Below are 13,073 nucleotides of genomic sequence, written 5' to 3' on the forward strand. Positions count from 1 at the left end.
AATCTACCTGCTACAAAACTGTCATCCCGATGAAACAAACCAGATTTACATTTGGTATATACCATTGGAGAGACGATGATGACAGTATCCAACCCTTATCTAGATATTAAAAATGTGGTGAAACAGTTCGGTCAGTTCACGGCATTAAAACAGATTTCCCTCGCCATCAACAAGGGCGAGTTCGTTTGCTTTCTTGGACCATCTGGTTGTGGCAAAACCACATTACTTCGCGCCATTGCGGGCTTGGATTTACCAACTACGGGTGAAATCCATCAAGCAGACAAAGACATTACTTTTCTTCCACCAGAAAAACGCGACTTTGGCATTGTATTTCAATCTTATGCACTATTTCCTAACTTAACGGTTCAAGAGAACATCGCCATAGGTTTAAAGAACCAAGGTATGTCGAATAAAGAGGCGTTAGAGAAAGTAGAGCACTGGCTAGAAATGATTGGTCTACCAACGTCTGGCAATAAGTACCCTAACCAGCTTTCTGGCGGTCAGCAGCAGCGTGTTGCGCTAGCACGCGCGTTGGCGCTGTCTCCGGGTCTGCTTCTGCTCGATGAACCTTTGTCAGCCCTTGATGCGAAAGTACGTACTCACCTGCGTGAAGAGATCTGCCAAATGCAGCGAAAGCTTGGCATCACTACCATCATGGTAACGCATGATCAGGAAGAGGCTTTATCCATGGCTGACCGTATTGTGGTGATGAACCATGGCGTGATTGAGCAAGTAGGCACGCCGCAAGAAGTGTATGAGAAGCCGGCAACGCGTTTCGTTGCTGATTTTGTTGGCAGCATGAACTTTATCGAAGCTTCAGTAGCGTCAACGACGAGTCTGCGCATCGCGGAAAGTATGCTGTCATTACCGACTTTGGAAAACATGACGTTAGAGCAAGGAGATATCTTTGACCTTGCTGTCCGTCCTGAGAGCCTGAAGTTTGTCGAGCATGCTGCCAATGCGATTCCAGTAAAAGTACTGGCAAAAGAGTTTCAAGGCGCGTTCTATCGCGTCGAGGTGATGATGCAGCACGCGCCAACTGCCGCACCTATTTACATTGACGTACCCGTCAAACATGCCAACGAGCTTCAACTTCGTCGAAACGATATTCGTTACGTCGAGTTTTCTGAGTGCGGATTGCTTGGCTATCGCCGAGAAAAAAGTCAGCTAAAAGCCGCGGCGTAGGGAAGGGTCAATGCAAGTTACTTCAACTCTAAATTCTGGTGGCACAATGAAACAACGTCTGGCGTTACTCACCACTCAAAAAGTCAGTGCTAAGTTTAGTAAAGACAATATGGTACTTTTTGGACTGCTAACGTTTCTATTTGTCGCGATGACACTGTTTATCTTGATGCCCTTGTGGGCAATGATGAAAAAGAGTGTGCAGAACAGTGCCGGTGAGTTCGTTGGTCTTGAGAATTTCGCTACCTATTTTGCCACCGACAGTCTGTGGTATTCACTAAGTAATACGATGACGCTCGGGCTTATTGTCACTGTGGTGGTTGGCTTTTTAGCATTCGGTTACGCTTATGCGTTGACTCGCTCGTGTATGCCATTGAAAGGTCTGTTTAACTTGATGGGGACGGCACCAATCTTAGCGCCGTCGCTACTCCCAGCGATTAGTTTGATCTTCTTGTTTGGTAATCAAGGTGTGGCGAAAGAACTACTGCAAGGACACTCTGTTTATGGCTTGATTGGTGTTTCACTGGGTCTAATATTTTGGACCTTTCCCCATGCCTTGATGATTTTAACTACGTCACTGCGCACCTCAGATGCTCGCCTATACGAAGCGGCACGTGCACTAAAAACATCGCCGGCTAAAACTTTCTTCACCGTTACTTTACCTGCGGCTAAGTATGGATTGATCAGCACACTCATCGTCGTGTTTACTCTGGTGGTTTGTGATTTTGGTGTACCTAAAGTGATTGGTGGCAGCTACAACGTGTTAGCGACCGATATATTCAAGCAAGTCGTTGGTCAGCAGAATTTTTCTATGGGGGCGGTAACCAGTATCTTGTTGCTTCTTCCGGCTGTTCTGGCGTTTACTGTTGACCGCTGGGTACAGAAAAAACAGAAGAGCATGCTAGATAGTCGCTCCGTGCCCTATCAGCCATCTCCCAATAAACTGCGTGACTCCCTTTGCTTTGCCTATTGTCTGTTGGTTTCTCTGGCGGTGTTAGCTGTGCTTGGCATGGCAGTGTATGGCTCACTGGTTACTTTCTGGCCTTGGAACAAAGCCCTCACGCTCAATAACTATAACTTCGCCGAGATGAGTACCTATGGCTGGAGCCCGTACTTTAATTCGCTGAAACTGGCGACATGGACAGCCATCATAGGCTCAGTGGTTATCTTTATCGGTGCTTACTGTATTGAGAAAGGGCGTGCGTTTGGTCCGGTTCGTCAAGCGATGCAGATGATGAGCGTGATTCCAATGGCCGTTCCTGGGTTGGTACTGGGTTTGGGTTACATCTTCTACTTTAATGACGCTAACAACCCCCTCGGTGTGTTGTATGGCACCATGGCATTCTTGGTTATTAATACCGTTGTGCATTATTACACGGTGGGACATATGACGGCGTTGACGGCACTCAAGCAGCTACCTTCAGAAATTGAGGCGACGGCTGCGTCGGTTAAGCTGCCGCAATATAAGCTGTTTTTTAAAGTTTCTTTGCCATGCTGTTTGCCGGCTGTGTTAGATATCGCGATATATCTATTTATCAATGCTTTAACAACCACGTCTGCGGTAGTATTCTTGTATTCAACAAACACGATCCCAGCGTCTGTCGCGGTGCTTAACATGGATGATGCCGGTCAGACGGGCAGTGCAGCGGCAATGGCGGTAATGATCATGCTCTCGGCAGCCGTTGCCAAACTGGTTCACATGGTTGTTGGAAAGCTATTTGAAGGCAAAACTCAAGCTTGGCGTAAACGCTAATAGACGAGATATTTCGATTAATAATCGTGTTGGATAACGATTGAATTAAGGATGCCAAGTGCAATACGTAAAAATAAAAGACGCCATTGTTGAGCAAATTGAATCGGGCATGCTTGCTCCGAGGCAAAAATTGCCAGCAGAACGCAAGCTTGCTGAGTCGTTTGATACCACTCGTGTCACGCTTCGTGAGGCACTGTCACTGCTTGAAGCAGAAGGACGCATTTATCGAGAAGATCGTCGTGGCTGGTTTATTTCTCCAGAACCGCTGCGTTATGACCCAACGCAGACCCTTAACTTTACTAATATGGCGATTTCTCAGAATCGACAGCCACGTACTGAGCTCATTGCAGCAAAAGGGATACTGACAACGAAACAGGCGGCCCAGCTTTTGGAATTACCACCGTTTTCAGATATTTATCGAGTAGATCGCGTGCGTTACCTTGAAGAGCGCCCAGTCGTTTATGTGACCAACTTCATTCGAACTGAAAAGTTTCCAGACCTCCTAGATGTAGATATGGCTGGTGCTTCATTGACGGATATCTATCGGGAGAAATACGGAGTTGTCTACGATAGGGTGAAGTACCGAGTCACCACAACCTCACTGCTGGGCGAGGTGGCACAAGCACTACGTGCAACTTCAGGTACTCCGGCAATGATGGTCGAGCGTATTAATTACAATCAGCATGGCGAGCTTATTGATTGTGATATTGAATATTGGCGCCACGATGCTATCAGTATCGAGTCCATCGCTCAGCTTGAAAGATAGGTTTTCATACACTTCTTTTGATTTATCTTCTTACCAGCCGACACCCAAGTGGTGTCGGTTGTTTTTTATCGGATCTTGTTGTGACACTCTACGCTGCTCTTCTTGTTATCTTTTCGGCGCTACTTCATGCGGGTTGGAACATTCTTGGTAAGTCTAATAATGGCTCAGGCTACTCGTTCACTTTAGGCGCTTCTCTTTCACAGTTCTTGCTGCTCTCTCCGTTTATTGTCTGGTGTTTCATTCAGGTTGGAATCAGCAATATCTCTGCACATTTTTGGTGGTTGCTTGGGATCAGCGCTGTTGGTCAGGTTATCTACTTGGTTGGGCTGCTCAGAGCTTATAAGAATGGGGACATAGGCGTTATTTACCCAATCGCTCGCGCTTTGCCTGTGTTAATGGTTGGGTTGGGGGCTTGGGCACTAGGGCAATCGTTAGACCTCACCGCTTGGTTTGGTTTCGCTATTTTGACGCTAGGTTGTTTGCTAGTGCCATTGAAAACACTTAAAGGCTTGAGCGTGAGTGCCTATGCCAATCGCGGAGTCTTTTGGGCGTTCATCGCGGCTATTGGCACTACGATTTACTCAATTGTCGATAAAGAGGGGATCAATTGGTTGGTGTCTGAGACGACAGCGCTGACGTCGCTCCATATCGCCGTGTTGTATCTGGGATTGCAAACTGCCGGCATCACTTTGATGTTGATCTTGTGGCTAGTCTTTACCAAACAGACTCATGAGATCGCACTCGCTTGGAAGTATCGCTATCATTCGACGGCGGCAGGGCTGATGATGGGGCTAACGTATGGCATCGTATTGTATGCGATGACAATGGTCGAGAATGTGAGTTATGTGGTTGCCCTTCGCCAAGTGAGTATTATTTTTGGCGTTTTTATGGGGATGTGGTTTCTTAAAGAGCCTTGGCTGAATAGTCGCATCCTTGGGGTACTTTTGGTCTGTTCGGGCCTCATTATCGCTTTGGCGTTATAGCAAAGTGGTAAGAGTGACATTGATCCAACCCGTGTTATACCGATGGAAACTAGTGTACACTCTCGCAATAAGTACATGATTAAAATGGAATTGAGTAATAGATGCGATTGGAACACGTGATAGAAATCATCGAACATACTGATTCAGATCTCTTTGAAGATGCGATAGAGCGGTTTAATGCGCATGGCATTGTGACCGACGCTCAACTGCCGTTTTTGGATATCGTGTATCAATCCGCACCAGATGCTTTGTGTCAGAGATTGATGGGGGTAGGGTGTAAAGGTCGCCCTCAAGTCGCCAAAGGGGTGTTGTCGAATGGCTATATTGTATTCAACGCTGAGCTGTTTGATGAAGCTGAAGCGGTTGATAAGCATAAGGCGAGTGCTTTCTCTAATTCATGATGTAATTCATACCGAACTAAAAAAGCCCTTGTATTTTCATACAAGGGCTTTGTTTTTGTTTCGAGATTAGTATTTCTTCAGAATCTCGATGATTGCAGCTTCACTCTCAGCAGCGATAATGGCTTCAACGTCATCATCGTTTTGGAACAGTTCAGCTAACGCCATAATGGTTTGAATGTGGCTGTCTGAATCCATTGCAGCTAGTGTGATTGAGAAGTAAACGTCACCGTTATCTTCTGATTCTAAATCGACACCGTTTTTGAATACTGTTACCTGAAGCGCTGCTTCGTTAACCCCGTCTTCTGGACGAGCGTGTGGCATTGCAATTTTAGGAGCCAGTACGTAGTACGCACCGATTTCTTTATGCTTCTCCTTGATTGCTTCAAGGTAGCTTGCTTCTACTTTACCTTGCTCTAATAGCTTTGAGCAGGTGATGTCGAGTGCAGCGTCGACAGACAAGTTTTCTTCGTTACAGATAACAATGCCGTTATCGCCAATTAGATTAAAAATACTCATTGAACAATCCAACCTAGAATCAGACCAACTACACCGAAGTCGAAGTCAGCAAATGTTGTTGCTTCAAGACCAAGACCACCTAGAACTGGTAGTAGTAGCATCGGTAGGAACGAGATACATAGACCTTGAACAAATGCACCAAGGATTGCACCGCGTAGACCACCCATCGCGTTACCATAAACACCTGCAGCACCACCTACGAAGAAGTGAGGTACAACACCTGCTACGATGATTGTCCAGTCAAAAGCACCTTGGATACCCATAGACACTAGGCCTGCAGCGAATGAAGATAGGAAACCAATCAATACCGCGTTAGGCGCTACTGGGAACACCATAGGACAATCTAGAGCTGGCTTCGCACCTGGTACAAGCTTGTCAGAGATGCCTTTAAATGCTGGAACGATTTCCGCAATCAACATTTTCACACCTTGAAGAACGATGTAAACACCGCCTGCGAATACCAGAGATTGCATGAAGGTAAATACTACCCAGTTCTGACCGCCAGATACGCTTTCTACAAACTCACCGCCAGCGAAGATAGATGCAATCATAAAGAAGATTGCCATTGTTGTTGCAACAGCCACTGGAGTATCACGCAAGAACATTAGGCTCTTAGGTACGTTGATCTCTTCTGTTGACTTTGATGGGTCACCAAATTTGCTGCCCACATAGCCCGCGATTAAGTATGAAAACGTTGAGAAGTGACCCATAGCAAGCTGGTCAGTACCCATTACTTTCACGGTATATTTTTGTGCAAGAGCAGGCATGATTACCATTAGTGAACCAACGATAATAGAACCCATTGCAACTAGTGCTGCACCTTGGATCTCCGCAGTAGACAGGATTACCGCCACCAACATTGACATGAACATGGTGTGGTGACCTGTAAGGAAAATAAACTTCAATGGCGTGAATCGAGCCAAAAGAATATTAACCAAGAATGCGAAAAACATAATTAATGCCATTTCATAACCGAACGCTTCTTGTGCTAAAGCAACAATTGCTTCGTTATTTGGAATAACACCACTTACGCCAAATGCTTCTGTAAATACAGTTGAGAAATTATTTAGTGCGCCAACAAGAGCGCCAGCACCAAAACCTAAAATTAGGAAACCCATTACGGTTTTAATTGTGCCTTTAAGAATAGTCGATACGTCAGCTTTCTGGGCAATTAAGCCCACGAAAGCTATAAGACCTACCATGATTGCGGGCTCTTTTAATAAGCCCAGCATAAACTCGAAGAAATTTTGCATTACATCTTTTCCTTACATGAATTTTTTCAATTGTTCTTCGATAGAAGCTTTATCAAAAATATTCGCAAGGCTAACAATGTTTTCTTTACCAGCGTCAGCTAATTGGTTAGCAACGTCAGTCGCAGCAACCCAAATATCAGCAGTACTTGACGCTGCAGATGATAGATCTTCATGATCAACTTCGGCATCCAGACCAATTTTACCTACTACTTCCTTAACGGCCATTTCCATCATTAGTGAAGTACCAAGACCATTTCCGCATACAACCATAATCTTTTTCATATCATCATTCTCATGTGAGTTTATAGGGGAGGAAGGGTTTTCCTCGCTATTGGATGGTACAAATCATATCCAAACTGACCAAAACAACAATAGACCCACGTCACAAAACCAAATTGACCTTGTGACGTGGATCGCATTAATTTGAGTTAAAGTCCCAAATTAGGGGGCTTTAACTCTTTAGTGTTATGGCCCATTGAGAAGTATAGGAAAGGGGAGAGGTATTTGTAGTTTAAATGGAAGGCTTGTAATTAATATTTTGTGCTATGAATATAATGGCAGTGCAGTAAATGATTATTTACCATAGTCAGTAAGCATCTTTTTGAGCAGCTTGTTAACATCTTTGGTTTTCTTATTTCTCTTAGTAAGTGCACTTAAAGAAGTCGGTAGTTTAGGTTGGTCGTTGTCGGTCTCTTCATCATTGATTTTTTCACGAAGTTTTTGCACGGCAGGACGAAGCATACGAATTTCTTCACCGTCTTCAGTTTCTAATAGAATAACATTTTCAGATTCGACTTGAGTAATGGTTAGCATTCCATATTTTGGAGATAATACTGTCTCTCCAACCATGGAAGATTGAATGGGTGCGGCACGATCGCTGATTTGCCCACCACGTAATTTTGACGCGGTAGTAGAGCGAATATTACCGGTGTTCTCAAATGCGACAATGACGGTATGCGTATTGTAATACTCTACAACGGTAACATAACCATGAGATTTTGTTTCGAACCTAGCGCCTATTTGCATATCGTGTGGCGCATCCATTTTCTTTATTTGCATTTACAATCCAGAGTACAACTTCGCAAGTTCATCCTATTAAGTATACACACTCAAGAATTTTAAAGAAATATTCTAGGTACATGTTGACGCTAAACAGTGTTACTTTTGGTAAAGCCAGCTCTAGATATGGCGAAGTGCAATGCGTGATGGTGCCAGTCCTGTAATGCGCTTAAAGGACCTTGAGAACTGAGATACGCTGGCAAATCCAACATTGACCGCTACCCTCGAAACCGCTTCACCCTTTTGTAACTGCTCCAGTGCAATGTCAGCAATGAGGTTATCTCTTAGCTGTCGAAAAGTGATGCCATGCTGACTCAAGCGTCTTTGCAGTGTGCGCTTACTCACTTCGACAATCTGAGCCGCTCGCTCTAAGTCAAACTTAAGCTCAAGGACATAAGGTCGAAGGGCGCTGTAGGTTTGACTGATGACGTTGTAGTGCATACCGTAGTCTTCTTCATCCTCATCCCTTCGCGCATTTGAGAAGGACGCAGGTTGCGATAGCAGTGCTGATTCAATGATCACACCAGACATCTCACGTGCCTGAATAAACTGAATTTGGCGTGGGAAACACCCAATCACATCACTGCAAGATTGCGATTGAATGTGCACTTGTTTGGGAAGCCACTTTGATTGAGTGATAGCCTGAATGAGTTCGACCATAGTCCATAATGAGAAAACTTCTGACCAAATAAACGCTGAGTCCTCACCTGTGTTTGCTTTGTAGCGCGTGAAGATGAAATTTTCTCCATACGGGCTCAATGATATCTGTGACTGTGGTATTTGAGCTTGAATTAACAGAATAAGATTGCGTACTGCCTGCTCAACAGTTTCGCAATCATTTAGCTCAGCAAGGAGTGCCGGGACAATTTGAGTGCGTAGTACCTGTCGAATGATTGAGGTTCCTTTCTCTTCTCCTAGTTCTTGATAGGTCAATTCTAGCAACCTAAATAGTGCACGTAGTGGCAAGAATGTAGATTCTGTCTGCTGATAATCACTAGGAAGACCAGAAGCCGCGACTATATCACTAACATCAATACCTTGCTGTTTTAAGTGTGACAGAATACTGGTGGCATAATCACTATAAACGACTGGGAACATGAGAGTCTCCTCGAGGTGGTGTGTTAGGTTGTGTGGGTAATATAATTAACCGAGATGTACTTTAGAAATGATAGGTTTGGATAAAGGATATGTGCGAAGTGTATATCTGTGGTTTATCAGAGAGTTATTAGGTGAGAATGGCAATCGCATTCTCACCTGTTTGTCGCCTATGATTTGATAACGGATTTCTCTGGAGCAATTTCACCGTTCATTACCTTCTGGCTCACGCCGTAGTAGCGCACCGTAAATGAGAAATCTTGTCCGTTGGTATCTATGTTGTTGATGGCATTCGAGCCACAGTTAAAAGACACAGTGACCGTGCCGTCGCCATTCGTTACCCAATCGTTTGATGAGATATGGTTAGCCCCAGCAATAAGGTAACGAGACTCATCGTACGGTGTTAATGAGGTAAAGTATTTTGACTCGGGTTCCTCAAAGGTTGTGGTTTGGCACTGCTCCGCGTCAAGCATGACAGAGTTGGTGTAAAGGTTCGCGACATTAACCTCTGGCGATGAACCGCCCCAGCCATTGGCGTTCTCCAAGTTCCACTGATGCAAATCCGTCACCTCTTTAGAGGTGCGAGGGAAGGTATAAGCAAATACTTGTCCCTGTGTTTCGGCTGTGAGGGTAGACGTCCACGCTTCGACTTCTTGATAGTCGTAGTCTTGAACTTCATAAGTACCAAACTTGAGTGTATCTGTTTCGATCTTATCTTGAGCTGTGCGTGCTGCTTCTAGCCCTTTTTCTGTACCTGTACGATAGATGAGAAATGCATAATCTGTTTCAATCGCCGCGGTATATGAACCTTCGCCAACCACGTAGTGTTCACCGTGACCGCCTTCGTTCACAACCTGCACCGCCATATAAACGTCAGATTCTGGAATCTCAAATGTCACCATTCCGTCCACTGCCTCAACAACTGCAACAGAGTACAAGGTGTCGTCATTCATCTGGACTGTTGGTGCGTCTTTACCTCTCGGAGGCAGGTTACGCATGTGCGTGATATGTTGGTTTGCACCAAGCGCTACCCAGTTGCGATAGTTGCGAGCGGTCTCCGCATGAGCGTAATTTTGCTCTGTGATCTCTATAGTACTAGAGGCTTGATTTGTGGTTTCGGTGGATGTTGTGCTGCAAGCGGTGAGCGCAAAACCAAGGCCAAGGATTGAACAAGTAATGAGTGATTTCTTGAAAGTCATAGCTATCTCCGAAGTGGATTCATCGTCACTATTAACTCGCCCTGTATTTAATAGCGTTGCTTGTTGATGAATAGCTTACGAAGATAGCCCTATCTATTCCAATGATATGCACTTATAGCTGATATGCTTGAGGTGCATATCATGTTTAAGTAGTTGAGATTCGCTCGGACAATGAATCGACGACAAGCTGCTTAAACCAACGATGAGCTGGGCTACTTTCCGTTTTTCGGTGTTCAATCAGATACAAGCCGACATAGTAGTCGTCACGATTAAATGCCTTAATCACTTGCAGATCTTCGTGGTTGAGTAGGTCGTCCGCTAACGCATGACTTGAAATCATTAATCGGTCCGTCCCTGCAAGAGAATCCAAAAGCGTGGAAAGCTGCCCGGACTTCAGAGCTATGGTGCGACTCTGACCTTGTTTAGCCAACTCTAAATCGATTGGGTTTAGGTAATTATGATTAGAGCGAACATCCAGTGATAGGTCGACAAATTGATAGTTGAGGCAGTCTTTTATAGTGATATCGGCTTGTTGCGTCAACGGATGAGTTCGAGAACCATAGATGACAGGGTAGGTACTGCCGATCTTTTGGAAATGATATTCATCACTTTGAGGTGGTTCTTCAACATGAATCGAAAAGTCGACCTGTCCATCTTTCAGCAATTTAATCGGTTCGCGTGATGAGGGGTACTCTTCTAACGTTACCTTAGGTGCAACGTCTTTAAGCGCCCTAGCTAAAGGCGCAGTTAGAAATCGACTCATCAACGGAGGAACGGACAAACGAAAAGCACGTTCACATTCGAGAGGGGAGAAACTAAGTCCATTCAATAAGGTGTCTATAGAGAGCAGAATACTATCCAGCGATGCTTCAAGCTCAAGTGTCTTCGCTGTGGGCTGCAATCCATTGGACTCACGGTAGAAGAGTGGATCGTCAAACAGATCTCTGAGTCTGGCAAGCGTTCGGCTCATTGCTGGTTGAGACAAATAAAGCTTCTCAGCAGCACGAGAGACGTTGCGCTCTTTAATTAGCACACTGAGGGAGACGAGTAAGTTTAAGTCAATTCGAGACAGTTCTTGTTCAAGGGTTTTCATCCGCTCACTCCATAAACACACTTATTACCACAAAGCATATCACTATATTGGCAAAGTGCATGGCATTAATAATTAATCCAGTGTTGGCTTGAGATGGGCATCACGGTGATCGAAAACCACTGAGTTTGAGTAACTTATATCAATATTCCGCTAATCCAGGTATCGACACATGCATGTTACTCATCAAGATATACTTAATTTAGAAGACAGCTATAGAGCTAACTTCGTCAATAGCTTATCAGGCTTTAAAAGTGCCAATCTCATAGGCACTGCAGATCATGAAGGGAACACCAATTTAGCCATTGTGAGTTCGGTATTTCATTTGGGTGCTAACCCTCCATTAATCGGAATGATTTCAAGACCCCACTCAGTCGCTAGAGATACGCTAGAGAACATTCAGTCTGTCGGCGAGTACACCATTAATCATGTCAACAATGATATTTGGAAACGAGCGCACCAGACGTCGGCACGCTATCCAAGAGAAGTTTCTGAATTTGAGGCGGTCGGATTAACACCTGAATGGCAAGAGGGTGTGCGTGCCCCTTTTGTTGCCGAGAGTCGGTTAAAGTATTCGCTTGCGCTAAAGAGCAGTCAAACTATCGATCTAAACGGTGTCGTATTGCTGATTGGAGAGGTCACTAACCTGCATGTAGAACGAGAGGCAATCGCTGAAGGCGGTTATATCGATATTGAATCACTAGGCAGTGTCGCTGTATCAGGTCTGGACAACTACCATGTGACAGACAGTTTGGGGAGGCTCACTTATGCCAAACCACACACCAAACCAGAAATCTTTGGCTAGCCGACAAAGACTTCAACACCTTTAGATTTCAAGTGTTCGAGCATATTTTGAGGCGCAGCCTCATCTGTAATGAGCACAGAAATTTCGTTGGTGCTGCCGATTGAGGAGGGGAATATTTGACCAAACTTACTTGAATCGGTAAGGACAACATTACGACGCTTTTTGGCAAGTATGGTACTAGCGATATCGGCGCGCATCATATCTCGACTGGTAAAGCCGGTATCGACATCAAAGCCGTCAATTCCTAAGAATGCGGTACTGAAGTGGATATTCTCAATGCAAAGCTTGGTGAGCGGTCCCACCAAGCTCTCCCCTTGATGCTGATATACCCCACCCAACAAAATGATGTTGGCAGACGTGTGGCGGATTAAATGGGCGATATAAGCTGATGGCGTGATGATGGTGACATCACCACGCTCCGCGAGTGTTCTCGCTAACAGAGCATTAGCGCTGCCACCTTCAATTAGCACGGTTTCATTTGGCGTTACAAGATCCGCCGCTTTATTCGCGAGTTGCTGCTTGATATCGAAGTGCACCTCAAGACGAGATTCAATATCATCACTTTGTAGTGCGACTGCGGCGCCATGAACCCGTTTGAGGTAACCGTTTTTCTCCAAGAAATTAAGGTCTTGACGAATAGTGACGCCAGACACACCTGTCAGTTCAGAAAGCTCGCTGACTTGCACTCTGGTTCTGTCGTTGACGAGGTTAAGGATTTCAGATTGTCTGGAGTTCATAGTTAGTCCTTGAGGCGCAGGGGGTTGAGTTTTATGGTGTGGATTGGTGATGATTCGAGTTATGGATGGTGTTTACTTCAGCAAGATTCCTGCCTGCGCAGGAATGACGAAAGCAATGACCAATCATCCCAAATAATGGCGTCATCCCTGCGTAGGCAGGGATCTACTCAAAGCGATCAGCAAACCAAAAGAGAGCCATTATAGCTCTCTTTCATTTATGTTTCATTTGAAAGC

At 44.9% G+C, this 13,073-nt stretch carries 14 protein-coding genes; 6 read left to right on the forward strand and 8 right to left on the reverse strand.

From position 1 onward, the window contains the following. Positions 1–78: 78 nt before the first annotated feature. The 5 genes from AC6I8Y_RS25000 (at position 79) to AC6I8Y_RS25020 (ending at position 5,085) form a co-directional block, all read left to right on the forward strand. Positions 79–1,185, forward strand: a complete 1,107-nt coding sequence (locus AC6I8Y_RS25000) for a putative 2-aminoethylphosphonate ABC transporter ATP-binding protein (RefSeq protein WP_498023120.1) — start codon at positions 79–81, stop codon at positions 1,183–1,185. 46 nt (positions 1,186–1,231) lie between these two features. Next, positions 1,232–2,935 (forward strand): putative 2-aminoethylphosphonate ABC transporter permease subunit, encoded by a 1,704-nt coding sequence (locus tag AC6I8Y_RS25005; protein ID WP_498023121.1) that lies wholly within the window; start codon positions 1,232–1,234, stop codon positions 2,933–2,935. Positions 2,936–2,993: 58 nt separating this feature from the next. Continuing rightward, positions 2,994–3,701: a phosphonate utilization transcriptional regulator PhnR gene (gene phnR / locus AC6I8Y_RS25010; RefSeq protein WP_394150195.1), complete on the forward strand. Its 708-nt coding sequence runs from the start codon at positions 2,994–2,996 to the stop codon at positions 3,699–3,701. An 80-nt stretch (positions 3,702–3,781) separates the two neighbouring features. Next, complete coding sequence (locus AC6I8Y_RS25015; RefSeq protein WP_394150197.1) at positions 3,782–4,684, forward strand: EamA family transporter; 903 nt, start codon at positions 3,782–3,784, stop codon at positions 4,682–4,684. 101 nt (positions 4,685–4,785) lie between these two features. Further along, a complete protein-coding gene (locus AC6I8Y_RS25020; protein WP_498022171.1) occupies positions 4,786–5,085 on the forward strand; it encodes a hypothetical protein in 300 nt (99 codons plus the stop codon). Positions 5,086–5,151: 66 nt separating this feature from the next. Here AC6I8Y_RS25020 and AC6I8Y_RS25025 read toward each other — a convergent pair whose 3' ends face one another. The 7 genes from AC6I8Y_RS25025 to AC6I8Y_RS25055 all read right to left on the reverse strand — a co-directional run bounded on the left by AC6I8Y_RS25025 (position 5,152) and on the right by AC6I8Y_RS25055 (position 11,300). After that, the gene (locus AC6I8Y_RS25025) at positions 5,152–5,601 is read right to left on the reverse strand and encodes a PTS sugar transporter subunit IIA (protein WP_498022172.1); all 450 of its coding nucleotides are present in this window, start codon (positions 5,599–5,601) and stop codon (positions 5,152–5,154) included. After that, positions 5,598–6,854: a PTS ascorbate transporter subunit IIC gene (gene ulaA / locus AC6I8Y_RS25030; RefSeq protein WP_128648996.1), complete on the reverse strand. Its 1,257-nt coding sequence runs from the start codon at positions 6,852–6,854 to the stop codon at positions 5,598–5,600. Before ulaA ends, AC6I8Y_RS25025 begins: the two co-directional genes overlap by 4 nt. Before the next feature lie 12 nt (positions 6,855–6,866). Beyond that, the gene (locus tag AC6I8Y_RS25035) at positions 6,867–7,136 is read right to left on the reverse strand and encodes a PTS sugar transporter subunit IIB (RefSeq protein WP_128648995.1); all 270 of its coding nucleotides are present in this window, start codon (positions 7,134–7,136) and stop codon (positions 6,867–6,869) included. A gap of 291 nt (positions 7,137–7,427) precedes the next feature. Continuing rightward, positions 7,428–7,913 carry a hypothetical protein gene (locus tag AC6I8Y_RS25040; protein WP_498022174.1) on the reverse strand — a complete coding sequence of 162 codons (486 nt, stop codon included), beginning with the start codon at positions 7,911–7,913 and terminating at the stop codon, positions 7,428–7,430. Between the two features lie 120 nt (positions 7,914–8,033). Next, the gene (locus AC6I8Y_RS25045) at positions 8,034–9,011 is read right to left on the reverse strand and encodes a helix-turn-helix transcriptional regulator (protein ID WP_394150202.1); all 978 of its coding nucleotides are present in this window, start codon (positions 9,009–9,011) and stop codon (positions 8,034–8,036) included. A gap of 167 nt (positions 9,012–9,178) precedes the next feature. Next, positions 9,179–10,207, reverse strand: coding sequence for a DUF1254 domain-containing protein (locus tag AC6I8Y_RS25050; RefSeq protein WP_394150203.1), 1,029 nt, complete (start codon positions 10,205–10,207; stop codon positions 9,179–9,181). Positions 10,208–10,352: 145 nt separating this feature from the next. Continuing rightward, positions 10,353–11,300 carry a LysR family transcriptional regulator gene (locus AC6I8Y_RS25055; protein ID WP_498022177.1) on the reverse strand — a complete coding sequence of 316 codons (948 nt, stop codon included), beginning with the start codon at positions 11,298–11,300 and terminating at the stop codon, positions 10,353–10,355. Between the two features lie 169 nt (positions 11,301–11,469). Here AC6I8Y_RS25055 and AC6I8Y_RS25060 point away from each other — a divergent pair, with 169 nt between their 5' ends. Further along, a complete protein-coding gene (locus AC6I8Y_RS25060; protein WP_498022178.1) occupies positions 11,470–12,102 on the forward strand; it encodes a flavin reductase family protein in 633 nt (210 codons plus the stop codon). On the opposite strand, the gene AC6I8Y_RS25065 is transcribed toward AC6I8Y_RS25060, so the two are convergent. After that, positions 12,099–12,839 carry a DeoR family transcriptional regulator gene (locus AC6I8Y_RS25065; RefSeq protein WP_498022179.1) on the reverse strand — a complete coding sequence of 247 codons (741 nt, stop codon included), beginning with the start codon at positions 12,837–12,839 and terminating at the stop codon, positions 12,099–12,101. The genes AC6I8Y_RS25060 and AC6I8Y_RS25065 overlap by 4 nt on opposite strands. Positions 12,840–13,073: the final 234 nt, after the last annotated feature.

The organism is Vibrio sp. KUL78 (assembly GCF_059725505.1).